Below are 25,246 nucleotides of genomic sequence, written 5' to 3'. Positions count from 1 at the left end.
GAGGGGCGCTCGTTCGTAGTGTAGATAACAGTCTGTGGCGAAAAAGGTAGGTTAGTTGTGAAGAAGCAGTGGCTAGTTGGGGTTGGGATCGCAGCTTTGGCACTTGTGCCAACAGCACCCGCACAAGCAGGGAAGATTGAGATGCAGGTGTATCGATCGATCGATCGCCAAGAGCCTCAAACGGTTCGTTGTCCTGAGAAAGTAACTTTGATGGAACAGCCGCAGCCTTACCGCGAGGGCAGCTATGCGATCAACGGCAGTGCCAATCTGAGCCAGTTAGCTGATCGGTTTGCCATTGCTGCCGCTGATGACTTTAGCGTGACCTGGGTAGGCACCCTTAAGCCTGCCTACCAAAAGTGTAAAGCTACTGCCCGCATTGTAAAGAATGATGGCGAAGCGTATCTGACTCACTCTTACCTGCGTCTTAGATTCAATGGTGGCAAAGTGTATCTCATCCTCGACATGACGGGCATGAGTGATGCTAACCAGCTGACAACCGCTATCCTCCGCAAGGGCGTTCGTAACGGCAACCCCTTTTGGAGCTGGGGCGGCACCGATTAGTCACACTGCAACGATTTCAGTCACAGTTCGTCACGGTCGCTCGCAGTCATACCTCTATAGTCACCTTCCAGTAGTTACCTTTAAGCGCACCCGTTTTTTTGGTGCGAGCCGTCATGTTTTATTTGTCTCAGAAGCTCATTTGGTGCAGTTTGCTCGCTTTGACTAGCGGTGGTGTTGGGCTGGCAGTGACAGCGCAGTCGAATACGAAAGTGCCGCCTGTGTCAAATACGAAAGCGCCACCAGCAGGTGCGATCGCGATCGCAGCGCAGCCCGTCGCAGACATTCCCTTTAAAGTGTGCGGCGAGGCGCAAACGTGGGCACGTCCGACCCAGGCAGATCAAATGAAGAAACTTCAGAGTTTGCCTCGTTACGAGGGTAACAGGGCTAGCCCACAGCTTAAGGCTCTGTCTCAGCGCTTTTGGCAGCAAGAGATCTTCTCATTTACACAATATGGTCTAAGTCTGCGGATGGAACCCATCTACTTGTCAGGGCTGTGGACGGTGGAAGATACGCTCTGGAAGTGCTATGACTCGACGGATGTCACTCAGATTAACACTGGCAAAATAGCGGAAGTATGGGTGCTATCTCATCGCGTTACTCGTGTGCAATGGACGGGTAAGCAATACGTGATGGTTGTGCAGCCTGCTCAATCAGGAGTGCAGTTCATCCAGTTTCCGCGTCGTGAGTCGCAATCGACCCTACCGCTCAAGGTCATTACCGAGAAAGGCACCAAGCTTAATGTCGTTGCTGGTAACTAACTGCAAGGCTTAGGACTGATTAAAACACGCTTACATTTGGTGCCCAACTCAAGATTGCCAGTAGGGCAACGTAGTTGAAAAATCAATGTGAGTTCAATGGTGTCGAGCGTTAGCTTGAAGCGATCGCAAGATAGGTATCTCTAAACTCATTCCATCAACCAGCTAAATAACCTTTCTACCGTAAGGTTAAAGTCAGTAGCAAAGGTTGGCACTGGTAAGCGTGCCCCCGGTTCATCATAAACAGTAGTCGGTTGATCCGGTCGGTAAACAAACACAGATTGCTCATCTGGATCAATCAGCCATCCCATCTGAGTGCCATGCTTGAGGCAATGCAGAATATTCTTGGTTACTTTAGTCTGGCTCTGATCAGGTGAAAAAATTTCGATCGTCCAATCGGGCGCAAGGGGAAAAACGTTGGCGACTCCACCACTTTCCTTGCGTGGAATTCTATCCCACAGAAATACAGCAAGATCTGGTACGGTGGAGCGTCCACCAAAAGTACAGCGTAATTCTATAAAAGCCCGTGCGATATGGTTAGGCTTGACGACCAGGTTAATTGCAGGTGCTAATTCAGTCTGAATTGCACTGTGCTCCCCTTGTGGCATTGGTTTCTGGATGATAAGCCCATCAAGGTACTCGCTAGCGGGTTCAGTCTCCGGCAACTGTAAAAACTCTTCTAGCGTCAGGTTTTTAGTAGGAGTTTGTACCATTTTAAGACTCCCCTAAGAGGAGTACGTTAGCGCTACTCTACTTTTTATTTTACAAATGTCTTGGGTTGCTGTCGTAATTAAACATTGCGCTGGTACAGACTTAGAGTTTATTGATATGGCAGTCGAAGAGAACGTTAGGACAGACTAAACCTTGAAACTTCCTTTGAGCAAGGATTTCGATTCATCCTACCGCAGAGCGGAAGCAAGCTACATCTTTTATCCTTCATCCTTTTGCTATGAGAGTGCGAGTTGCTGACCGTTGCAAAACTTTGTCGGTAGACTACCATACCGAATTTTGATTACTCTGGATGAAGACGAGCAACGGCTCGGCACCGTCTTCGATATACTGCAACCATCGACTGCCAGCTAAGGATGATTCTCGATGAAGCGCCAACACCCAGAAGTTCTCGCTTTCTTGTCCCAAAGTGGGATCACGCTCTCGGTCTTGTTGCTCTCGCTGGGTGCCACGGTGCAACCTGTGCGATCGTCCCCCTCTGAACGATCTCTGAGTCAAACACTGCCACTGGCGCAGCTACAAACAGATACACCGTCAGCACCATCGCAGAGTAGCAGCGATCGTTCCCTGGCGCGCATGACAACCCTGTTCAATGTGTTGCTGGGCATTTTGATTGTGCTGTTGGCAGCGACGATCGCGGCGCTATGGTTGTTGCGTCGTGCGGTGATTCAAGAGATTGCTACCCGTGCCAAAGAGCAGCTAGAGGGTTTGCAAGAACTTGAAAGCCAGATTACCAAAACCAGGGAGAATGCGAAGACCATTCTGGAGGAAGTCGAAACGATCGCAGATGATGTTGCCGAGGAAGCCGAGCAGTTTCAGCAAGACGTAGCGAAGGAGCGCGATACACTGTCGAGCTTGATCGTTGACTTGGCGCAGTCTAAAACCAAAATGCTGGCTGATCTGGCAACGCAGCTTGTCACATCCAAGCAAGCACTAGAGGACTTGGGCATCACTCTTGCAGCACAGCTTACGAGTTTGCAGTCAGACATTGAGCAGCAGCAGACTACCGCACTCGAACAACTGGCAGCGTCAGAACAGGAGTTTGCCGCCCACCTTGCCAAACTTCAGGCAGCGGCTGTTGCCCAGCAAACGCTCATGATTGGGCACCTGGAGCAGCTCAAAACAGATGTGAAGCCGCATCTAGACGCAGTACAGTCTGATGTGCAGCAGCAAAAAGAGTACACACTGCAAGCCTTAGCGGCATCAGAACGAGCATTTGCCGAGCAATTGGCTGAGTTGCAGTTAACCGTCAAGCAACAGCGCGATCGCAGCCTCGAAGGGCTAGAGACGCTGACGGCTGACTTTGCACCGCAATTGTCTCAACTGCAGGCCGAGGCACAAGAGCGACAGCAGGCGATTCTACAAAAGCTAACAGGAGCCGAACGTGACTTTGGGAATCAATTGCTTGATCTGCAACTGTCTGCAAGGCAGCAGCGCGATCGCATTCTAGAACAGTTAGAACAAGAAAAAGCTGGTTTTTCGCCACGTCTAGAACAGCTTCAGTCTGAGGCTCAACAACGGCAAAGTGGCGTCTTGGAACGGCTAGAGGTTTCGGAACGCGAGTTTGCCACCCAGTTAGTCGAGCTACAGGCGATTGCTAATCAACAAAAAGATCGCATTCTCGAAAACCTGGAGCAGCTTCAAGCTGATGTGACACCGCAACTGTCTAATTTTCGTCTGGATGTGCAAGAGAGGCAGGAGCAAGTGCTTCAGCGATTGGAAGCATCGGAACGAGAATTTACGGCGCAACTGGTTGATTTGCAAGCGATCGCCCAGCAGCAAAAAGATCGCATTCTCGAACATCTAGAACAACTGCAAGCCGACTTTTCGCCGCAGCTTTCAGCCTTAACGACCGATGTTGAACAACAGCGCGATCGCCTCATGCAAAAGCTGGAAGCGGTTGATCGAGAATTCACAGAGACCTTAACAACGCTGCAAACGGACGCTCAGAATCAAAAGCAAACGATCTTGAGTGATTTAGAACAGATTAAGACTGAACTCACACCCCAAATTGCAGGTTTTCAGTTAGATGCCCAACAGCAAACGCAACAAAAACGCGATCGTATTCTGGCAGAACTTGAAACGTTAGAAGCCGAATTTACGGCTCAAATTTCTGAACTTAAAGCAACCGTTTCAGAACAAAAAGATGACGGGTTGCAAACGATCGAAACATTGCAGTCTGAACTCACAACCCAACTTACGGCACTCCAGACAGAAGCTCAAACTCAGAAAGATGATATCCTCAAGCAGCTAGCAGAAGCCTCACCCGTTTCTGAAGAAGCGGTTGCTACGCTGCAACAAAAACTGCAAGACTTGGTAGGACAACTTGAACTATTGAAAGCAAACCGTCCTGAGCTTTTTATTGATGTGAATAAGTACATCAGTCAAGGGCACGAACTCTTTGCTGAAGGAAATCATGAAGCCGCTATTTTGCGCTATGACAAAGTTGTGGAACTCCAGCCAGACAATGCCGATATCTGGTATCAACGGGGGCTAGTGCTGCAAAAAATCCAGCGCCACGAACCTGCGATCGAATCGTTTGATCACATGCTCAAACTCAAGCCCAAAGAAGATAAAGCCTGGTTTAGCCGAGGCATTAGCCTAGCGCGGCTCAAGCGCTATGAACACGCGATCGCTTCCTACGACAGTGCATTAGATAATAAGCCTGACTATCACGAAGCCCTAGTGAACAAAGGGGTAGCATTGGGCATTTTACGACGGCATGAAGATGCCTTTAATGTGTTCGATCGTGCCGTGCAGTTTAAACCAGATGATGCTGTTGCGTGGATGAATCGTGGACTAGCATTGGAAACGTTGGGACGGTATAAAGATGCGATCGCTTCGTTTGATGAGGTTATTCACTTCAATCCTGATTCGTACAAAGCGCTGGATAAACGCGGCTATGCCCTGGCTCAACTAGGTCGCCATAAAGATGCGATCGCTAGTTTCAACAAGGCACTTGATTTGAAACCAGATTATGCCAGCGCTTACTACAACCGTGCCGTTAGCCATGCGTTTCTTGGTGAAGCTGATTTTGCGTTAGAAAGCCTGGAAAAAGCGATCGAATTTAATCGCAGCTACCGCAAGGAGGCGAGGGAAGATGTTGCCTTCGATGAACTCTTAAACGACGATTGGTTCCAGAAATTAGTTGGTGGCTAGAAAGCAAGCGTTTCAGCAATTGACGTAAGGCTACGATCGGTTTAATAGCAACCTACTAGCCAAGTTGGCTTACGGTTTCGTCAAAGGGTAAACCGCAGGCTAGAAAATACATCGTTGTAGACTGGTCAAGTTTTGCCATGCTTTTGACAGAGATGCTTTGGGAGTGTTGGCAAAGGATTGTATTGCTGGCACTGCTGGCAATAGCGATCGCCATTAACGCTACTGCCTAGCTGCAAGCTCGCAGTATGACGCAGTTGGTCGTCAGTGAACACTCAGAATCTCTAGTGACCAGTCATAGCAAATGTATTGAGCGCCGACTATCATAAGCTTTGAGCGCTTGAGGCTCTGGTTTATCCGTCAATTGATTGATTTATCGCTTTTTAGTTGCTGAGATCGACAAACCTAAACCCAAAATCAACAAACCTAGACCCGAAATCAAGAAACGTTTACCCGAATTAAGTAAAACTTATGCAAATTCAAGAAACGCGAACCTAAAATCAATGAATGCTTATGCAAATTCAACGAATGCAAACCCAAAATCAATAAATGCTTGTCGAAAATCAAGAAACGGGTACACGTTGCAAGATTTTTAGCTTGCGATCGCTTAAATTCGTTGCCGAAGCGACTAGCAGGCTTGCAAACATAAAATGAATATGAGCTTTAGTAGATGTATCTCTTTAATAAAAGTAATCTAAGCTACTAAATTTTCTCTCTCAAAACTAATCTCTAGATAGGTCTGGTCTTAATCGCCTAAACTAATTTTCTTGACCACAAGGATTGGTCTAAAGACCCTAACTAGAATAGATAGACGAATGAAGCACATCTAACCATTGTTTAGATAGGCTGCAGTTTTAGTTGCAGTGTGAAAAGTTATCTCTTCAAGTTCACCAATTTATTAAACTTTCTATACATAAAAGTTTATTTAACAGTGCCTTGAATATAATGCAAGCGAAGATTTTCTGGCTAGGCTTCAACTAATGATGAATCTTTTAGGAAAGACGATTGATTTGAAAATTTCTTTCGTCCCACTGTGGGGTACGTTATGCTCCACTCTAACAATTCTCTGCTCGACTGTTCCTGTTATAGCTTTGCCCCTTCAGGAAGGTATGTATCGCATTGGCTCCAGATACATTCAAATTGCAGCTAGTGGCGATCGTGTCTGCTATCAAGGATTCTCGGCAACAGCCAGCACCACTGCTTCGATCTCGCCCCATACATTACCTGATTTTTTTGTTGTTAATTTCAAGACTGCGGACACAAAAGAAACGCTTGTTTTGCACCAACCAACGCTCGGAAATTTGCTCTATGGTACGTTACATAATCTTAATTCCTGGGAAGTTGATAATAAATTTTCCGAGTCAAAAAGTGATTCTATGCAGCGGTGTCTAAAGAGCCAAACTGCTTTCTTAGAGGAGAGTAAATCATCGCGATAATCCTGATCTCAGATAGTTTTTGAATTAAGTAGCAAGTAGAATATTCGCGATCGTGCTTAGATTTACGCTCAGTCTGTACGATCGTGCATCTAAATAAGAACGGCGATCGTAGCCATCGTTGCTCAGTAGGGCAATTGCTGATGCTCTGTCTCAGTCAGCTTTTGAGGCAGCTAGACACTGGAGACAACAGACACAGTAGTTTTTGCAAACTCAGCAACGATAAGATGGAGCTTGATGCTTATCAGGTTCGTTGGTTCAATGCTCTCCCTTTCTCCTACCCTCAAAGCACGGCTTGCCACACCACTGAAGATTGGACACTTTGAGGTCAACAGTCGCGTATTGCAGTCGCCGTTGTCGGGCGTTACCGACCTGGTGTTTCGACGATTGGTGCGTCGTCATGCGCCAGAGTCGATGATGTATACCGAGATGGTCAATGCAACGGGGCTGCACTATGTAAAAGAGCTGCCCATCATCATGGAGGTCGATCCCAACGAGCGCCCGATTAGCATTCAGTTGTTTGATTGTCGTCCCGACTTTCTTGCAGAAGCGGCGCAAATGGCAGTTGCAGAAGGAGCCGACACCGTAGACATCAACATGGGCTGTCCGGTGAACAAAATTACCAAAAATGGTGGTGGTTCCTCGCTCTTGCGCGATCCAGAAACAGCAGAGGCGATTGTTCGTTCCGTTACCAAAGCCGTTGATGTGCCTGTCACCGTCAAAACCCGCATTGGTTGGACAGATAAAGAAATTACGATCCTGGATTTTGCCAAACGGATGGAGGATGCAGGCGCGCAGATGATTACTGTTCACGGACGCACGCGATCGCAGGGCTACAACGGGAATGCGAAGTGGGAATGGATTGCCAAAGTGAAGGAGATTCTATCGATTCCAGTGATTGCAAATGGTGATATCTTCTCGGTGGAAGCAGCAGTCAATTGCCTGGAGCAAACGGGTGCCGATGGCGTGATGTGTTCGCGCGGAACGATGGGCTACCCGTTTCTAGTAGGCGAAGTCGATCAGTTTTTGAAGACTGGCATCCTGAAGCCAACGCCAACGCCTGTAGAACGGCTCCAGTGTGCCCGTGAGCATCTATATATGCTGTGGGAATATAAGGGCGATCGCGGGGTGCGTCAGGCTCGCAAACACATGACCTGGTACTCCAAAGGCTTTGCTGGAGCGGCTGACCTACGGGGACAGTTGAGCACGATCGAGAACGTGCAGCAAGGCTTGGATCTCATTGATCGAGCGATCGAGCGGTTAGCGGAGGATGTCGAGGTGGAACAAGCGGAACTGGCGATCGCCTAGTCTTTTGTCAGTTCTCCATTCAACACACCATAAATAGCCCAAATTGCTGTCGCCCGCAGGTAGTGGCAGGCGCGAAACGTGCCGCTGGCAGTAATTGCCTCCGGTGTGCGGAACTGCAAGCCATTGTCATAAATTTGATGCACCACCGCTTCGGTAATTTGCATCGCTTCATCTGTCATGCCCATCTGCGCGAGAAACGCTGCTAGCCCAAAGTTGATGCCCGTCCAGACTTCCAGAGGATGGGTCGCATTGGGGTTTTCGGGAGCACCGTTGGGACGAACACCATTAGCAGCACCGATCGATTGGGGAATGGGGAGTGGGGAGTGGGGAGTGGGGGAAGAATTTTGAGTTTCTCCCTCTGCTTCCCCTGCTTCCTCCGCCCTTACACCTCTCTCCTCAGCCGCTCTTGCTTCCTGCACAGATGTAAATGTTTGGGCACTTAGCGCACCAGATGCAAGATATTCGTTGAACTTGACGAAGCAGGCATCGTAGACCGTTTGCAATGCCGTTCTGGCACATTCGTCTGGCACCACATCCGGTAGCCCTAGCAGCCGAGCGTAGAACTGACCGCAGAGTTGGTCTGCCATGACGACATCAGAGCCGCTGTTGCTGTCAATGCGGTAGTACTGACCGTTCCAAAGCTTTTCCTGATAGACAGTGCGGGATTGGTCGAGCCAGGATTGGCATTGAAGGCTGAAGGCTGAAGGCTGAAGGCTAAAGGATGAAAGATTAACCTCCCCCTGCTCCCTCTGCCCCTCTGCTTCCTGCCCTCTGCCTTCTGCCTTCTCCAAAATCTTCCCAATCGCGATCGCTGCCTCTAACGCCGCAATCCACAGCCCACCACAGTAAGCGCTCACGCCTTGCAGCTTCCAGTCATCAAAGGTTTGATCAGGTGCACCGGAGTTTTCAGGAATGCCATCACCGTCTAAGTCGAAGGTTTTGAGGTAGGTGAGAGTTTGGACGATCGCCTCCCAGCATTCAGCAAGAAACTCCACATCGGTTGCGCCTGTGAGTAAGTAATCGCGGTAAACTTGCAGGACAAAATCGCTGGGCAGGTCTTTCCAAAGGTTGCAGTCTTGATAGCTGGTGTAGTTGGTTTTCTCCCAGACGTGTTCGTTGGGTGCGCCCAGATCGTGCGGGGTTGCGCCTGGAATTTTGCGGATTGCTGCTGGGCTTTCAGAGCCGATCGTCGTGTAGTAGCCAATGACTCGCGTGCGATCGTCGCTAGCAGGAATGGCTCTCGCAAACGCACGAATCACCGCTTTTTCGAGCTTGGGGAACAACATCAACAGCGCAAAGGAGCCGTAGAGTCGTACATCGAGGCTTTCGTACCAGCGATAGTCGATGCATTCCAGTACAGCAAATTGACCAACGGGATCGCGCTCATCGGCAGCACTCCACAGCGTCCCGCCATCGGTCAGGTTATATAGCTCGTTGAACAGCGCTAGTTTGAACCAGTCAGGCAGATCACCTCGCTCTAAAATCGGCTGTTGCCATGCCTGAATTTTTTCGCGCCAGGTTTGATGATGCTTGAGAGCAGTCCGAGCGATCGCCCACGCATTCTGTCCACTGCGTCCAAAAAAATCGGTGTAGCGCCGAAAATACTCAATGCCCTGTGCAAACTCTGTCACCGGAAGATCCCACGTCAGCACAAAGGGAATGTGGCGTGTTTGCCCCGGTTGTAGAGTAAAGCGAACGGCGATCGCTGCTCCAATCTGCTCTTTCTCCCCCGCACAATCATCTTTATCGACATCAGGTAGAGAGCCATTTTGGCTAAAGGTTTGCCAGAGGTCAGAACCATCTCCAGCAGGGTTCCAACGTGTATGGTAAAAAACTTCGCAGAGGTTGGGGTTGAGATGAGTAGCAATTGCCCACTGACCGTCGCCCTCAGAAACTTTAGGTGTGTAGTGGGTTGGCTCAGTTAGAGACGTTAAATTCTTTGTATCAACATCTTCAGACTTCGCCATAACGATGCTGAGCCGATGTTCATCGCCGATCAAAGAATTGAAGTTTCCTGCGCTTTCGCCTAGTCGCGGTTGGTAGTCGTAAAACGGGCTGCCGTCATCCCGCAACTGTACGTCTGGCGACTTCAGCGCATTGGTAAACCAGCCCACCATGTTTTGCCAGGTCAGCATAATGCTCAAGGTGATGGGTTTATCAGTGGGATTATGCGCCCGCCACTGAAACACTGCCACCGGATAGCTGCTTTCCTGGTAGCTATGCGCCCAAATCGGCGAAAACTGCTCACACGTTAGCTCTGCCTGAAAGACATTTTCGTAAACAAACCAACTGCGAGGGTAAAGGGCATGGTAAGTGCCAGTGTGAGGTGGGAGTTTTGAGTTTTGAGTTTCTTCCCCTACACCCCTTGCCTCTCCTGCTTCCTCTGCCTTTTGCCTTCTGCCTTCTGCCTCCCCACTCGCTGGATACCATTGCCATGCCCCTAGCGTTCCATCCTCCGGCGGCTCAGTGCAGAGGGCATACGCCTGAGTGTGATCGCCCACTTGCTCGAAAACGCTAAATTGGCAGGCTGGCATCGGCTTGAAGATATGCTCACCACCGTCGATATGCCAAAGGTTGAAGTCGCCACGGTGCGATCGCCCAATGCAGCCTGCACCAAAACCACCCAGCGGCATTCCATGCCAGGGACCATCATCCAGATTGCTGATATAGCGGACGGTATACGGCTTTTCCCAACCTAAGCCAATGGGACGGCTCCAGGCACAGGCAGGAATTTCGACGGACGATCGCGGTTTTTGCATTTCCTGATTTTAAGGCGCGATGGGAAGGTGCGATCGCCTTTTGTCAGTTGGTTACTGATACACCTCACTCGGATGAGCAATGAGTAGCACCGTAAGGCGTTGCTGTGTCTCCTCAACTTGATACACTATTCGCCAATCATCAATTCGGTAGTACAACCAACCAATCAAGGAGCCTTTGAGGCGCTTCATGTTCGGATGACTGTAGGGATTTTCTTGCAGTTGAGCAAAGCAGCTTAACCTAACGCTTATTTAAAGAGTCGCAGGCTTCGACGGGGATGGTTTGCTGTTTGCACTACAGGTTTTTGCTTTACCAGCAGTGGCAGCACCGAGAGCAGCGTCAGCATACCCAGCGCTAGAAAGAAGGGCACACGATCGCCCCCGCTCAATGCCTCTTTACCAGCTACCCCCAACCAGGTATGAGCGATCGTCAGGGGAATAATGCCAAAGAAGGTGCTGATTGTATAAGTCTTGAGGTCAACAGGCGTTAAGCCAAACAGGAAGTTGACGAGGCTAAAGGGCGACAAGGGCGAGAAACGCACTGCCAAAATAAAATTGACGGGTCGGTGAGCGATCGCGCGGTTAAGCCGCTGCAACAATGGCTTTTGACCAAAGCGACGCATTGCCCAATCGTAGACAAAGAAGCGCGCCAGCAAAAAGGCACCGATGGCTCCTAGCGTGGCACCAATTAATGACCACAGTGTGCCCCAAAACAGCCCAAAGACGGCACCCCCCGCGATCGTTGAGAGATTGCCAGGGAAGCCGAGGGTAGTAATGATTGCAAACCCCACTACAAAGAAGAACGCCGCATTGGCGCCCAGGTGATTAAGTTCCGTCACCAAAGCCGCTTGATTAGACAGAAAAGCAATTGGAATGTAAAGGCATACTGCTCCGATGACGGCAGCAAGGGCGATCCATAAAGCAGTTTTGTACGATCGGATCGGCATTGGCTTTTGCATAGGAGTAATCTAATTTATCGCCTAATTAGGTGCGCTGCGTAAGGCATGACGTAAAAATACTGCACTTTGCTCCAGACGAAGAGAATCTTTAAGTAGTTCTAAGCATTGCCGAGAGAGGCTAAGCGCGATCGTCTGCTGGGTCTCGATCAGTGTGCTTTTAGCTACCTGTGACCGTTGTACGATTGTTGCCCCAGCCTCTGGCATACCGTGCTTTCTATAAAACCTAGCTATTAGGGATTTTATGGACTGGGGCTGCGATACAAGCGCATAGCAATTCAAAGTTCAATACTGAGCATATACGGTGATGCAAGCGTTAAGGCTGGCAAGTTGCGATCGTCCTTTGTTGATGTCACGTACGTAATCGCACTTGCTGCCTATGTAGATCCTCTATGTACTCTAAGTAATGTGTCACACTGAAAGAACGACTACTGCTGTCAAGCAATTGCAATAGTTTGTAACTCTTCCTTTGTGTTTCCCATCCTAACTACCATGGAACTCGTTAAACCTAAGCTTTTGCCAACGTTGCTCTGTCTTACTGTTGTGGGTTTATTTGCAGCAACGCTCCCCTATCCCACGTTAGTCAATGATTTAACCGTCTTGGGTGTAGACGGCTCCCCACAACAATGACTTTATGCTTGTGCTCCTGCTAAGGCTAGAGGGCATGAGCAAGCTCACTCGCTAGGCTAAGAAACGTAGATCTCTAAACGAAGCGAGATGAAAAATCCCCTCTGGACATTATTCCTGCTCGTAGCGCTACTGATGGTCGTCATTGCACCATTCTCAGCACTGGCGATGCTAATGCTTTTCATGGTTGCTTCTGTTTTTGTCTGGGCGTTCTGGACATTTATCCAAACCTTGTTTTCTAACGATGCAACGTGAGGTGATGAATGTTACGCCGTGTAGGGTTAATGGTTGCGATCGCACTGCTGACGTTACTGCTCTGGCAGGGACGCACTGCTGCTCAGTCGGCAGCAAATCTGCAAGCCGATATTTTCCAGTTGCGATCGCAGCTCAGTCAACTTCGTGCACAGGTAAATCAACTGAGTCGGCAGAATCCTTCCAGCGTCCGTGGTGCACCGCCTAGCCGAACTCCACGCAGTCCAACTGATCCCACTGATCCCCAAATTATTGATCGTCTGGCAACGCTGGCGATCGAAGCTAAGGATCGGCTCAGTGCGCTAGAGAACCGTGTCTCTAAACTAGAACAGGCGACACGGAGAACCCCTTAAGCTTGTGCTGTAGAAGGAGATTGGTATTGCCTCCAAAAGCTGACTGCTAATCGCTGACCGCTACCTTGCTCCCCGTGCTGATTCGCGCCACAATAAAGGAATGTAACGAAGCCTCAGTCTCTTTATGACGTTTCTTTAAGATGACGCTTGAGCAATTAGACACGATCGCGCCTTCCAGCGGCTCACAAGCAGCAATCCCCAGTGCGTCCCTTGCTCCTGTCACTACGTTGGATGAGGACGCTAAGAAACGGATTGATTACGATGTTGTGATTGTGGGCGGCGGCTTGGTCGGTCTGACGCTAGCCTGTGCGTTGCAAGAGTCTGGTTTGCAAATTGCGCTGCTGGAAGCGAAAGCTGAGTCTGCCGCGATCGCTAGAGGGCAGGCTTACCACATCAACCTTCTGTCCAGCCATATTTTCGACGGCATCGGTGTCTGGGCTCAGATGCGTGCTGACGTGAACCTGATCGACCAGATTCAGCTTTCTGATGCTGCCAACTCCATAGTTGTACAGTGCTTGCCAAAGGATCTGGGTACGGAGGTCTTAGGGTATGTGGCAGAGCATCGTGTACTGCTAGAGGCGCTACAAAAGGCTGTGAATGCTAGCTCCAATGTGACCTATTTCTGCCCTGCCACACTCGTTAAGACGATCATGCAGGATGATGGTGTAACGCTAGACGTGATGCAGGACGGCACAACCCAGCAATGGCGGACTCGTCTGCTAGTTGCGGCAGATGGCACACGGTCGCAACTACGGCAGCAGGCAGGCATTCGCACTCATGGCTGGCAGTACTGGCAGGCGTGCGTCGTTGCCTTTATCAAGCCTGAGCAGCCGCACAACAATATTGCTTACGAGCGTTTCCAGTTAGATGGTCCCTTTGCCATTCTGCCCTTGCCTAACAATCTCTGTCGCATCGTCTGGACGGTTCCTAGAGCTGAAGCTGCCGCGATCGCGGCATTGGATGATGATGCCTTTCTTGCAGCGTTGCAACAGCGCTACGGCGATCAAATGGGTTCTCTGTCACTTGTGGGCGATCGCTATGTGTTTCCCGTTCAGCTTATGCAGAGCGATCGCTACGTGCTGCCCCGGTTAGCGTTAATTGGTGATGCGGCTCATTGCTGTCATCCCGTTGGTGGGCAGGGCGTGAACCTTGGCATTCGCGATGCTGCAGCGCTGGCGCAAATTATCCAGGCAGCGCATCAGCAGGGCAAAGATATTGGTGCAGCGCAGGTATTAAAAACCTACGAACGCTGGCGCAAGTTAGAAAACGTGGTGATTTTGGGCTTTACGGATATTCTCAACCGCGTTTTTTCAAACAACATTCTGCCGCTTGTTGTACTGCGTGGCTTGGGTTTGCGGCTTTTGCGTACTAGCCAGTTAGCTAGACGCATTGCTCTGGCGCTCATGACTGGGTTAATGGGTCGGGTTCCAGCGCTAGCTCAACGTGCGAAGACGTAACCACATAGGATAGGGTTTGGGCTTTCCTGTAAGCATTCAGCCGGACGGTGTAGGGTGTAGGGTGTAGCAGAAACTAGCGCTGACCCTATGCGAACCATTGCCGAAATTAATGACAAAATCAGCCAGCAGCGTGCCGTTGTGTGGACGGTGGAGGAGCTAAAAGCACGTGTCGCTGAGGTAGGTGTCACTCAGGCGGCGAAGGCGGTGGATGTCATTACCACTGGCACCTTTGAGCCGATGGAGTCGTCTGGGGCAATGATCAACCTGGGACACACCGATCCGCCAATCAAAATTCGTCAATGCTGGTTGGACAGTGTGCCTGCCTATTCGGGCTTTGGTGCGGTCGATCTTTACCTGGGCGCAACGCAGGTGGGGGAGGCGATCGATGGCGAAGAAATCCGCGAGAAGGGCGGCGGCTATGTGATTGAGGACTTAATTGCAGGGAATCCAGTACACCTGCGGGCGCTCGGACAGGTGACAGACTGCTACCCGCGTGGCTCATTTGAAACCACCATTACACGAGAGACCATTAATCAGTTTTATCTCTTCAATCCGCGCAATCTCTATCAAAACTTTATCGTGGGGGTGAATGGGGGCGATCGTCCCCTGGCGACCTATCTTGGACCACTCCAGCCTCGTCTGGGTAACGCCGTTTATTCAAACCCTGGTGCGATCGCGCCCCTGCTGAATGATCCCGATCTCCAGCTTATAGGCATTGGCACCCGTATCTTTTTAGGTGGCGGCATTGGCTACGTCGCTTGGGAAGGCACTCAACATTTTCCGTTGCAGCGACGGCTACCTAACCGCACACCGATCGGACCCGCTGCGACGCTGGCGCTGATTGGTGATGCCAAACAAATGGATACCCGCTGGGTGCGGGGTTGCTATTTCAAGAATTATGGTCCATCGCTGATGCTGGGTGTGGGTGTACCGTTTCCTGTTTTGCAAGAAGAGGTGGTCGCGCATTGTGCCGTTCAGGATCAAGATCTGGTGGCACCTGTGGTTGATTTCTCAATTCCACGACGAGTTCGTCCAACGTTTGGGCTGGTTAGCTATGCTCAACTCAAGTCAGGACGGCTAACGATCGACGGCAAAAACGTACGGGTCGCGCCGCTTGCCAGCCTGTTCCGCTCCCGCCAGGTCGCGATGGAGTTAAAGCAGTGGATTGAAGCCGGAACCTTTACGCTGACAGAGTTTGTCGCGCCGATACCAGCCGACCAAACATTTCGACCACAGGATGCCTGGGGTTCACAAATTGCGATCGACTAAGGTGGCTCTATTAGCCTTCGCTGGCTGGTTCAGCACGCTTGACTGGTTTTGGCAATGGCTCCCGACGCGGTGCGCCAGTCGGTGCAGCACTTTTGGCGCCGACAGGGCGTGTTTTGCGTTGTGGCGGACGACGATCGCCCGTGCGTTTGAACCCAGCACTAGCAGTCTTTTTCTTCGGTGGCACCAACCCGATCGGGGTGCCACTTGTGACCACTAGAGCTGCACCACGCCGTTCGACCTGAAGATCCCAAAAATAACCGAGTGCTTTAGGGCTGCTTAAAACACCGTCTAAGCGTAGTTTGAAGGCTTTTTCACGATCAGCTGTCTTGCGGGGAGCTTGCTGGATTTTAACCACAATCTGCTGCTCTTCAGCAGAGTAAAACACCACTTCACCCCGAATCGAGAAGTAGTTTTCGTCAAACCCTGAGTCTTCAGGGGTGCTGCTAGCGGGTGCTGCTAGGGAGGAATCAGACTGAGGCGAGGCTTCTAGCTCAGACGCATCTTCACCCTCTTTATTCAGCTTCTCTGGCTCCCAAACGCCGACAATTTGTACGTGCAAGTCCTGCCGCATTTCACGAGTGCGGGGATAAACGACCCAGAGATGCTGTTGCTCTAGATCTAGATGGTTTCGCACCAGGCTCATCACACGTCCCAGTAGCACCGCTTCCACTTCCGTGCCATCACTCGTCAGCATTGCACCACGAGTAAACTGCTCGTCAGTCGGAGTGTACCGACCCCGCACTAGCCCGATCGCACGATATTGCTTCGGTTCGCTAGGTGGTGGAATAGGCTGCTGTCGAATCAAGGCATCTCCAGCAATCGCTTCGGGCGCTGCCGCAGGGCTACTCTCAACTACTGATGGCACCTCAGGCTTGGATGGCATAGCCGTGAGCTCTACAGGCTTTTGAGCAACGGGTGGTGTTGCTGGTGGCTGTGGACGGCTAACGGGACGCATTAACGGTCGCTTGGGTACTAACGGCGATGTGTCAGATGCCTCATCAGACCCTGAGGTAGAGGTGCGATCAATGCTGGCTTCGTTAGACCTAGAAACAGCCGCTGATGTCGGATCAGCAGCAGAGGGCTGTTCTGGAGTGGGAGTAGTTTCGTCAGGCAAGGGAGGCTTGGAGGATTGGGGGAAACGGTCAGGCGAAGGACTCATAGGCTTTAACTCAGTCTGAGCGCTCCATGGCATCGGTCAGCATATTGTACTGAATGCATCGAAGCGGTGGACTAATCCGAAAGGTTTGGGCAATGTTTACAAAAAAAGCATTGAATGGACAGTTCTTTCGGTTCTTTCTAAAGAGTACTCAAGTCGAACGCTTCCAGGACGGATGCATTGGACATAGAGAACTCAGTCTTAACATGGGCGATCGACTAGCAGCAAGATGAATAGATTTCATCATACTCAAAAGTAAGGCGCTGCAATCTATCTAAAGATGCTGAAAACTCTAACAGAAGGGGGTTACAACCAACCGTCTGCAGTACCTGACAATATCAATACAACGGTGTTCACTTGTTGTTACATCAGGGTCATAAAGGAAGCAGCGTGTCCTTTGGTGATCGCTGCAGCATTACTAAAACGTGCCAGTTATTTCTAATTGTTCAGTAATGACTGAACTTGATGTGTTAGCTTGTGGCTATGAGTGCAACATCCTTGCCAAACACTGACCCAAGCCTGATGAAACCTGAGCCACTGCTTGAGCCTCTGCCGTTTGAGTTTCCGCCCCTTGAGCAGCAGCAGTTCATCGAAACGGTTGGGCTTTCGTTTGAGCTAGTCGGTTTGCCACGCATGGCAGGGCGCATTCTGGGCTGGTTGCTCATTTCTAACCCGACACACCAATCGCCGGGTGAATTAGCCACTGTTTTGCAAGCGAGCAAAGGCTCAATTAGCACCATGACACGTCTACTTACGCAACTGGGGTTAATTGAACGCACCAGTCTGCCTGGCAAACGGCGAGATTACTTTCGCATTAAGCCCAATGCCTGGGCTGAGTTGACGAAGCAACGCATCACGCAGATCAAAACATTTCGTCAAATTGCTGAACAGGGGTTGAAGTTGATTGATGACAGCGCACCGCCATTGCGCCAGCGTCTTGAAGAAATGCACGCGATTCATGCCTTTCTAGAGCAAGAACTGCCGCTCATGATGGAGCGATGGGAGCAGCAGCATACGTCTCAGGTGATGCCAACAGCAACAGATAGCCCTACCTAGGTTGGTTAGCGCCCGAACTTTATGTACCCCGCTGCTTCAATAGACAACGGCTTTATTTTTGATTCTCTCTCCTTGCTCTGTTCACGCTCTATTTACAGATTCTCTTTCCCTATGCAACTTCCTCTTGTTGGTAAAGCCAAAAGCACTCCCTGGCTAATAGGACTGGTAGTAGCAGGTATTGTTGGTGTTTCTGCGGTAGCTGTGCCACTGGCGCGCAATGCCGCTCCTAAGCAGTCCATTAGTCAACTGACTGTACCTGTACAAGCAAAAGATATTACGGCGCGCATTACTGCCAGCGGTGAGGTGCAGGCAGTGAAAGAACTGAACTTGAACCCGAAAACGGCGGGTCGGCTAGAAGCGTTGCTAGTGCAGCGGGGCGATCGCGTTAGAAAAGGGCAGGTCGTAGCGCGGATGGAAACGAGAGAACTACAAGCCGATCGTGCTCAGGCGCAGGCAGAACTTGCCAAAGCACAAGCAAATCTCTCCTTGTTACGTGCAGGTAGCCGCCCCGAAGCGATCAGCCAGGCAGAAGCTAGCGCCACCCAGGCAAGGGCGCAAATTGCCGCTGCCCAAACACGGCTAGATCTGGCTTTGCAGCGATCGCAGCGCAACCAGGCACTTTCAGCCGAAGGAGCGATTAGTCGCGATCGACTTGATGAAGTGCTGAACGAAGAACGGAGCGCCAGAGCAAATGTGGAGCAGGCTCAAGCGGGCTACAACAGCCTCGTGCAGCAGCTCAATCAGCAAAAAAACGGTTCTCGCATTCAAGAAATTCAGCAAGCAGCGGCGCAAGTGGCAGCAGCTCAGGCAAGCCTCGATCGGATTGGTGTTCAGCTAGAGGATGCGGTGATCGTTGCTCCGTTTGATGGTGTGATCACGCAGACAGGTGCAGAAGTGGGTGCGTTTGTTGCACCGACTAGCTTTGCCTCTAGCACGTCTTCAGCGACGTACGTTGCCAACCTTGCCAGTGATCTGGAGATCAAAGCTAAGGTGCCTGAAGTAGACATTGCTCAGATTCGGTTGGGGCAGACGGTTGAAATTCGGGCAGGGGCATATCCCGACCAGTCGTTTAAAGGCACTGTACAGCGGATTTCTCCTAAAGCTGAAGAAGACGCTTCGCAACGGGGTGTTGTGACGTTTGCCGTCTGGGTCGGGCTGAATTCTGGTAAAGACTTACTGCGATCGGGCATGAAGGATATTGACCTTACCTTCTTTGGCAAGCCAATTCCGCAAGCACTGATTGTACCCACCGTGGCGATCGTCACTGATAAAGGACAAACGGGTGTACTTGTCCCCGATGCCCAAAACAAGCCTAGGTTCCAATTGGTGACAGTCGGCTCAACGATCGGTAACGAAACCCAAATCCTTAGCGGCATTCAGGCTGGCAATCAGGTCTTCGTCGAACTACCCGAAGGTCAGAAACTGGAAAACATTACGAAGGGTGTGGACCAGAAGAATTAGGGAGTGGGGAGGCAGGTGAGCATAGGAAGCAGAGGAAGTTTTGCTTTTTAGTTCTGCCTCCTCCCTTCTGCCTTCTGCCCTCTTCCTTCTACCCCCTCCCTCTTTCCTTCTCACTCCTCTCTCCTCACCCCTTCATTCGTTCTTCCAATGGACTTACTCGAAAGCGGCAAAATGGCAGTCAAAACGCTGACTGCAAATAAGTTACGTAGTACGTTGACGATGTTGGGCATCATTATTGGCAATGCTTCGGTAATTGCGATGGTCGGCATTGGGCAGGGTGCCCAAAAACTGGCATCAGAACAGTTTGAATCGCTGGGACCCAACGTCTTGTTTGTTACACCGGGTAGCGGCGAAGCCAGGAATCGAAGCTATGATATGCCGCGCACGTTGGTTTGGGAGGATGCAAAGGCGATCGCGGCTCAAGTGCCTTCTGTGGCGGAAGTGGCTGCTCAACGCCAGAGCCAGTTGCCAGTGGTCTATCGTAATCTCAATAGCAATTCCTTGGTCGTGGGTACGACACCAGAGTTTCTGGTAGTGCGGAGCTTTGACATGGCAAAAGGACGCTTTTTGACGCAGCAAGATGTGGATGGTAGCAAGCAGGTTGTAGCGCTAGGAGCCGATATGGCTACCCGTTTCTTTGGCAACAAAGACCCGATCGGACAGCAGCTTCGCATTGGCGGCATCAGTTTTCAGGTAATTGGTGTGTTGCAGGCAAAAGGTGCGTTTTTGGGCAGCAACCAGGATGATGCGGCATACATACCGCTGACCACTCAAGCCAGCCGCCTGACAGGACGCAACTCCCCCTATGGCTTGGACTTAAGTTTTATCTCGCTCTCTGCTAAAGATAAAGCCAGCGTGGGAGCAGCCGAATTTCAGGTGTCAAACTTACTGCGGCTGCGGCACAAAATTACTGATCAGGATGACTTTACGGTGCAAACGCAAAAGGACGTGCTGCGTATTGTAGGCACCATTACAGGCGGGTTGACGGCAATGCTGGCAGCGATCGCAGGTATTTCTCTACTGGTCGGCGGCATTGGCATTATGAATATTATGCTTGTCTCTGTCACAGAGCGTACCCAAGAGATTGGTTTACGCAAGGCGATCGGTGCCTCGCAGCAAGACATCCTGATTCAGTTCATTATTGAAGCAGTACTGCTCTCGGCAGCAGGCGGTCTACTGGGCACTACGATCGGCGTCGGTGGCATTCTCGCCGTTGGTGCCATTACTCCCCTCCAAGCAAGCGTTTCACCCGTTGCGATCGCTCTTGCAGTCGGTGTCTCCGGCGGTATCGGCTTATTCTTTGGTGTCGTTCCTGCCCGCCAAGCCGCGAAACTTGACCCGATCGTCGCGTTGAGAAGCACTTGATAGAAGGCAAAAGGCGGAAGGCTAAAGGCTAAAAAGCGGGATTAGGAGTTAAGAGCCATAAATCCGGTTTCTTAGAGCATCAGGTTGCAACGTTGAATTCAGCCGAAACGCCGATAAAGCCAGAAGCCAGAACTAACTCCAACTACTCTTTCATCCTTCATACTTTATCCTTTCTCCCTCTGCTTCCCCTGCATCCTTACCACCCCTTCGCCCCTCTCCCCCTACCTTTCTAACCCTCCTACCCCTTCACTCCTCTCCCCCTCCCCATGCCTACCTCCACCATCATTCGCCTCGAAGACATTTACAAAATCTACGGTTCTGGCGAAACAGAAGTGCAGGCGCTTGCGGGCGTTGATCTAGTTGTCGAACAGGGCGAATACTGCGCCATTATGGGGGCATCTGGTTCGGGTAAGTCCACCATGATGAACGTGATTGGTTGCCTCGATCGACCGACACGTGGGCGCTACTATCTCGATGGTGAAGACGTTGCCCAACTAGACGATACGGCTCTGGCTCATGTGCGGAATCGTAAGCTGGGGTTTGTGTTTCAACAGTTTCATCTGTTGCCGCAGCTATCGGCGATCGAAAACGTCATGCTGCCGATGGTGTATGCCAGTGTAGCCGAGCGTGAACGCCGCGATCGCGCCGTTGAAGCACTGACCCGCGTTGGGTTGGCAAACCGCATGAACAACAAACCGTTTGAGTTATCAGGTGGTCAACAGCAACGGGTCGCGATTGCACGGGCGATCGTCAACCGTCCTGTGCTACTGCTAGCAGATGAGCCAACGGGTGCTTTAGACTCGCACACTACTGTAGAAATTCTCAATATCTTTACTGAGCTAAACGCTAGTGGTATGACCGTTGTGATGGTGACACACGAAGCAGATGTGGCGCGCCGAACGAATCGAGTGATTTGGTTTAAAGATGGTGGTGTTGTGCATCCACACCTTGCCCCACAGGAAATCAGCCAACTGCTAGCAGCCTGAGTGCTGGTTCGGAGCAACGAAGCAGCGGCAACAAGGCACAGTGTAAAAGAACACTTTAACTAATATCTGAATAGTTGCTCATATGTTATGGTAATCGGTATACCAAACAAGGTGGAAACTATGGCTACTGTGACCCAAATGAAATGTGCTTGCGACAACTGCCTGTGCGTTGTTTCTGTTGCTGATGCAGTGATGAAAGATGACAAAGCCTACTGTGGCGAAGCGTGCGCCAATGGTCATCCTGCTGGGCAAGGTTGTGGTCATACAGGTTGCACCTGCGACGCTTAAGGCTTCGTATTGAGAATCAACCAAAGAGTGAAAGGTAAAGCTGTAACGCCTTGTTTCAACTACTGTACGTCACATTTTTTGTGCCATGGGAACTAGAAAGAAACGGCTTGTAATAGTAATTGCTCTGGTTTAAGTAGATGTTGCTGCCGTAGTCATTGAGGTGAAGAGTGGGTGTGTCATCGCTTCTCACCTCAATCGTTCTACTTCTTGGTTAACTCTCAGGCTTGGCTCTAGGTGCCGCTTACCGTTTGACCCAGTGGAATTGTGACAATAAACTGGGAACCCTGATTTGGGTTAGATTTGCATCTCAATGTGCCTTGATGTTTTTCAGTCACGATTTGATAGCTAATCGATAAGCCCATGCCTGTTCCCTTGCCGACTGGCTTGGTCGTGTAAAAAGGATCAAATAAGCGACGTTGCGCTGCCTCAGGAATACCGAAGCCATTATCCGCGATCGCGATCTGTACTTGGTTATCATTCAGCAACTCGGTCTGGATCGTAATGGTGGGGGTGTAGGTTTCAGGATGCTCAAGACAATGCTCTAACCGCTCGTCTACGGCATCGATCGCATTACTCAAGATGTTCATAAATACCTGGTTTAATTGCCCGGGATAGCATTCAATGCCAGGTAAGTTCCCATATTCCTTGACGACGTTAATGCTGGGTCGATCGCTTTTCGCTTTGAGCCGACTTTGCAAAATCATTAATGTACTATCAATGCCGTCATGCAAATTAACTTCTTTCATTTCCGCCTCATCCATGCGGGAGAAGTTTCGCAGCGACAAAACAATTTTTTGAATGCGATCAGCGCCCACTTGCATTGAGCTCAAGAGCTTGGGGAGATCGTCAATTAGAAAGTTCAGGTCAACTGCTTCTAATTCTGCTTGAACGGCAGGATGGGGCTGAGGATGGTACTGCTGGTACAGTTCCATAAGACGCAACAAATCCTGAGTATATTCATCGGCATGAACTAGATTGCCATAGATAAAATTAACGGGGTTGTTGATTTCGTGGGCAACGCCTGCAACTAATTGCCCCAAGCTAGACATCTTTTCACTCTGGATCAGTTGCGTCTGGGTCTGCTGCAGTGCTTGCAACGTTTGAGACACATCATCAGCTTGTCGTTTCAGAATTTGTTGAGAGGCTTGTAGTTCTGCTGTACGTTGCTCGACTCTGACTTCCAACTGCTCGTTCAATTGTTGTAGTGCTTCTTTCGTCTCTTTAAACGCAGTAATGTCGTTGCGAATTGCCACATATTGATAGGGTTCTCCTGGCTTGCTCAGAAACGGCACGATGGTTGTGTCTACCCAGTAATAAGATCCATCCTTAGCGCGATTTTTAACCTCACCTTGCCAGACTTGTCCCTTTGTAATAGTTTTCCACATCTCCATAAAAAACTCTTTGGGATGATAGCCAGAATTGATTACTTGATGCGTTTTTCCAATTAGTTCCCAGGGAGCATACTTTGAAATTTGGCAGAACTTATTGTTAATGTAAGTAATTACACCCTTTGGGTCAGTGATCGCTACGATGGAAGACTGGTCAAGGGCAAATTTGACATCTGCGAGATCTTTGAGCGATCGCTGCAATGTTTCTTCTGTATGTTCTAGCTCTGCCACTCGCCTGCGTAAAGCAACTACTTCGTCATAAAACAGTTCACAACCTTCAGGGACCAGTGTGGAAGGGTAGCTAGCCATAGCTTTAAACGTAGGTTCAACCGGTAATGGTTTACTATTCCCTGTGAAAAGTTGCCCCCTTCAGCAATTTACGCTTCGATACAGTGAGTTAGATTGATACAGCTTGCTTGACATTTGTATACTTAAAACGCTGAAAGTACATACTTGAAACGCTATAAAGAGTTACTTTTGTCCCCTACCTTCTTGCTCACAAGAGCCTGGAGGCGCGAGTCCTTTAACTACCGTAGGTTGATGACGTAAAATTCGCCTTAAAGGCTCGCTTAAGTTGCTGCAATCATTTGGCAAGTGTTGTCCTGCATGAAGTGCTGAATGGTGTAGTTGAATGAGACCGCAAGAATCTGATAGTGGGTTGCCTGCCCCATGAGTAACATCATGGTTAAAGGTTGTTTGCGCCTTTTGTAGCGTAAGGCCAGTTAATGTTGAGGAACTTACATTATGCGACCCACGATCGCTGAACCATTTTCGACTGAGGCACTGCGCTGGGATGCAGTCTTAATGCGCGATCAGCAGGCGGAGGGCGCGTTTCTCTATGCGGTGACAACAACGGGTGTGTATTGCCGCCCGGCCTGTGCGTCACGGCTGCCGAAGCGTGAGCATGTCCGCTTTTTTCAAACCTGTTCTGAGGCAGAGGAAGCAGGTTTTCGTCCGTGCAAGCGGTGCCAGCCAAACGCTACATCACCTCACGAGGCACAAGTGAAATTGGTGACCCATCTCTGTAACCTGATTGAAACGTCCGAAACATCACTGTCCTTAAGCGAGTTGGCGATAGTTGCGGGACTCAGCCCCTATTACCTGCAACGGTTGTTCAAAGCGATCGTGGGCGTAACACCCAAAGCGTATGCGATCGCTCAACGTCAACAGTGTCTACGTGATGACTTGCAAAAAGGTCGCTCTGTGACTCAAGCTATTTACGACGCTGGGTTTAGTTCGAGCAGTCAGGTTTATGGGGGAGCAACCAGTATGCTAGGCATGGCACCCAGCCAATACAAAGCAGGGGCAACAGACGTGGCGATTCGGTTTGCGATCGAGCGATCGTCTTTGGGTTTGGTTTTGATTGCAGCAACCGACCGAGGCATTTGCGCGATCAACTTTGGCGACACACCAGAAATTTTGACAGAACAGTTGCAGGCTCGCTTTCCCAAGGCACAATTACAAGCATCTGATCCGGCTTTCTCTCACTGGGTTGCACAGGTGCTCGCCTTGATTGAAACCCCTGATCGTGGACTTGATCTGCCGCTAGATATTCAGGGCACCGCGTTTCAACAGCGCGTTTGGCAAGCGTTGCAGGCAATTCCACCGGGAACAACTATGAGTTATACCGAAGTCGCTAAGCAAATTGAGCATCCCACAGCCGTTCGAGCCGTTGCGGCAGCCTGTGCCGCCAATACGCTTGCGGTTGTCATCCCCTGCCACCGGGTAGTTCGCAGCAATGGTGCCTTGAGCGGGTATCGCTGGGGCATTGAGCGCAAACGGGCATTGCTAGAACGAGAAGCCCTGGAATAACAACAATCAATTTAAAGCAGGGCATTGAGCTTGTAGGGCTAATGGACAGGAGCTAACCGTTGCCGTTGCTGAAGTATGTCGGGTGCTTTGTGTAAGGTGTAAGAGTGGTCTTTAACCGTATT

The 25,246-nt window shown here is 50.3% G+C and carries 22 protein-coding genes; 16 read left to right on the top strand and 6 right to left on the bottom strand.

Translation table 11 applies throughout. From position 1 onward, the window contains the following. Positions 1–57: 57 nt before the first annotated feature. Together H6F86_RS04380 and H6F86_RS04375 are read left to right on the top strand one after the other, a co-directional pair. On the top strand, positions 58–561 hold the full coding sequence (locus H6F86_RS04380; protein ID WP_190446887.1) for a hypothetical protein: 504 nt from the start codon (positions 58–60) through the stop codon (positions 559–561). Positions 562–674: 113 nt separating this feature from the next. Beyond that, positions 675–1,319 carry a hypothetical protein gene (locus tag H6F86_RS04375; RefSeq protein WP_190446886.1) on the top strand — a complete coding sequence of 215 codons (645 nt, stop codon included), beginning with the start codon at positions 675–677 and terminating at the stop codon, positions 1,317–1,319. Between the two features lie 146 nt (positions 1,320–1,465). Here H6F86_RS04375 and H6F86_RS04370 read toward each other — a convergent pair whose 3' ends face one another. Next, a complete protein-coding gene (locus H6F86_RS04370; protein ID WP_190446885.1) occupies positions 1,466–2,029 on the bottom strand; it encodes a Uma2 family endonuclease in 564 nt (187 codons plus the stop codon). 382 nt (positions 2,030–2,411) lie between these two features. Between H6F86_RS04370 and H6F86_RS04365 the strand changes: the two genes are divergently transcribed. The 3 genes from H6F86_RS04365 (at position 2,412) to dusB (ending at position 7,942) form a co-directional block, all read left to right on the top strand. After that, positions 2,412–5,204 (top strand): tetratricopeptide repeat protein, encoded by a 2,793-nt coding sequence (locus H6F86_RS04365; protein ID WP_190446884.1) that lies wholly within the window; start codon positions 2,412–2,414, stop codon positions 5,202–5,204. A 977-nt stretch (positions 5,205–6,181) separates the two neighbouring features. Continuing rightward, a complete protein-coding gene (locus tag H6F86_RS04360; RefSeq protein WP_190446883.1) occupies positions 6,182–6,637 on the top strand; it encodes a hypothetical protein in 456 nt (151 codons plus the stop codon). A 258-nt stretch (positions 6,638–6,895) separates the two neighbouring features. Continuing rightward, the gene (dusB, locus tag H6F86_RS04355) at positions 6,896–7,942 is read left to right on the top strand and encodes a tRNA dihydrouridine synthase DusB (RefSeq protein ID WP_190446927.1); all 1,047 of its coding nucleotides are present in this window, start codon (positions 6,896–6,898) and stop codon (positions 7,940–7,942) included. On the opposite strand, the gene H6F86_RS04350 is transcribed toward dusB, so the two are convergent. From H6F86_RS04350 to H6F86_RS04340, 3 genes are read right to left on the bottom strand one after another with little or no spacing between them, the layout of a single operon-like run. Beyond that, the gene (locus H6F86_RS04350; RefSeq protein WP_190446882.1) at positions 7,939–10,701 is read right to left on the bottom strand and encodes a GH116 family glycosyl hydrolase; all 2,763 of its coding nucleotides are present in this window, start codon (positions 10,699–10,701) and stop codon (positions 7,939–7,941) included. The genes dusB and H6F86_RS04350 overlap by 4 nt on opposite strands. A 51-nt stretch (positions 10,702–10,752) precedes the next feature. Continuing rightward, positions 10,753–10,920, bottom strand: a complete 168-nt coding sequence (locus tag H6F86_RS04345; protein ID WP_277881640.1) for a type II toxin-antitoxin system RelE/ParE family toxin — start codon at positions 10,918–10,920, stop codon at positions 10,753–10,755. Between the two features lie 26 nt (positions 10,921–10,946). Next, on the bottom strand, positions 10,947–11,657 hold the full coding sequence (locus H6F86_RS04340) for a TVP38/TMEM64 family protein (RefSeq protein WP_242033357.1): 711 nt from the start codon (positions 11,655–11,657) through the stop codon (positions 10,947–10,949). Positions 11,658–12,146: 489 nt separating this feature from the next. Here H6F86_RS04340 and H6F86_RS04335 point away from each other — a divergent pair, with 489 nt between their 5' ends. The 5 genes from H6F86_RS04335 to H6F86_RS04315 all read left to right on the top strand — a co-directional run bounded on the left by H6F86_RS04335 (position 12,147) and on the right by H6F86_RS04315 (position 15,612). Then, positions 12,147–12,284, top strand: coding sequence for a hypothetical protein (locus tag H6F86_RS04335; protein ID WP_190446880.1), 138 nt, complete (start codon positions 12,147–12,149; stop codon positions 12,282–12,284). 87 nt (positions 12,285–12,371) lie between these two features. Further along, the gene (locus tag H6F86_RS04330; protein WP_190446879.1) at positions 12,372–12,536 is read left to right on the top strand and encodes a hypothetical protein; all 165 of its coding nucleotides are present in this window, start codon (positions 12,372–12,374) and stop codon (positions 12,534–12,536) included. A gap of 8 nt (positions 12,537–12,544) precedes the next feature. After that, positions 12,545–12,886, top strand: coding sequence for a hypothetical protein (locus H6F86_RS04325; protein WP_190446878.1), 342 nt, complete (start codon positions 12,545–12,547; stop codon positions 12,884–12,886). Positions 12,887–13,026: 140 nt separating this feature from the next. Further along, complete coding sequence (locus H6F86_RS04320; RefSeq protein WP_190446877.1) at positions 13,027–14,343, top strand: FAD-dependent hydroxylase; 1,317 nt, start codon at positions 13,027–13,029, stop codon at positions 14,341–14,343. A gap of 87 nt (positions 14,344–14,430) precedes the next feature. Beyond that, positions 14,431–15,612 carry a homocysteine biosynthesis protein gene (locus tag H6F86_RS04315; protein WP_190446876.1) on the top strand — a complete coding sequence of 394 codons (1,182 nt, stop codon included), beginning with the start codon at positions 14,431–14,433 and terminating at the stop codon, positions 15,610–15,612. A gap of 10 nt (positions 15,613–15,622) precedes the next feature. Here H6F86_RS04315 and H6F86_RS04310 read toward each other — a convergent pair whose 3' ends face one another. Beyond that, complete coding sequence (locus tag H6F86_RS04310) at positions 15,623–16,771, bottom strand: hypothetical protein (RefSeq protein WP_199305047.1); 1,149 nt, start codon at positions 16,769–16,771, stop codon at positions 15,623–15,625. A gap of 480 nt (positions 16,772–17,251) precedes the next feature. On the opposite strand from H6F86_RS04310, the gene H6F86_RS04305 reads away from it, so the two are divergent. The 5 genes from H6F86_RS04305 to H6F86_RS04285 all read left to right on the top strand — a co-directional run bounded on the left by H6F86_RS04305 (position 17,252) and on the right by H6F86_RS04285 (position 21,924). Beyond that, positions 17,252–17,824, top strand: coding sequence for a MarR family transcriptional regulator (locus H6F86_RS04305; RefSeq protein WP_190446875.1), 573 nt, complete (start codon positions 17,252–17,254; stop codon positions 17,822–17,824). A 111-nt stretch (positions 17,825–17,935) separates the two neighbouring features. Beyond that, positions 17,936–19,285: an efflux RND transporter periplasmic adaptor subunit gene (locus H6F86_RS04300; RefSeq protein ID WP_190446874.1), complete on the top strand. Its 1,350-nt coding sequence runs from the start codon at positions 17,936–17,938 to the stop codon at positions 19,283–19,285. Between the two features lie 147 nt (positions 19,286–19,432). Then, the gene (locus H6F86_RS04295) at positions 19,433–20,650 is read left to right on the top strand and encodes an ABC transporter permease (RefSeq protein ID WP_190446873.1); all 1,218 of its coding nucleotides are present in this window, start codon (positions 19,433–19,435) and stop codon (positions 20,648–20,650) included. Between the two features lie 266 nt (positions 20,651–20,916). Further along, entirely contained in the window at positions 20,917–21,636 is a 720-nt protein-coding gene (locus tag H6F86_RS04290; protein ID WP_199305045.1) for an ABC transporter ATP-binding protein, read from the top strand. A 120-nt stretch (positions 21,637–21,756) separates the two neighbouring features. After that, positions 21,757–21,924, top strand: a complete 168-nt coding sequence (locus H6F86_RS04285) for a metallothionein (protein ID WP_190446872.1) — start codon at positions 21,757–21,759, stop codon at positions 21,922–21,924. A gap of 230 nt (positions 21,925–22,154) precedes the next feature. On the opposite strand, the gene H6F86_RS04280 is transcribed toward H6F86_RS04285, so the two are convergent. After that, positions 22,155–23,621: an ATP-binding protein gene (locus H6F86_RS04280; RefSeq protein WP_190446871.1), complete on the bottom strand. Its 1,467-nt coding sequence runs from the start codon at positions 23,619–23,621 to the stop codon at positions 22,155–22,157. Between the two features lie 435 nt (positions 23,622–24,056). Between H6F86_RS04280 and ada the strand changes: the two genes are divergently transcribed. Next, positions 24,057–25,124 carry a bifunctional DNA-binding transcriptional regulator/O6-methylguanine-DNA methyltransferase Ada gene (gene ada / locus H6F86_RS04275; RefSeq protein WP_190446870.1) on the top strand — a complete coding sequence of 356 codons (1,068 nt, stop codon included), beginning with the start codon at positions 24,057–24,059 and terminating at the stop codon, positions 25,122–25,124. The last annotated feature ends 122 nt before the right edge of the window (positions 25,125–25,246 follow it).

The sequence above is a fragment of the Phormidium sp. FACHB-592 genome (assembly GCF_014695795.1).
GTDB lineage: Bacteria > Cyanobacteriota > Cyanobacteriia > Leptolyngbyales > Leptolyngbyaceae > Stenomitos.
Note: the sequence above shows the minus strand (reverse complement) of the source record. Positions and strands in the feature narration are given on the sequence as shown.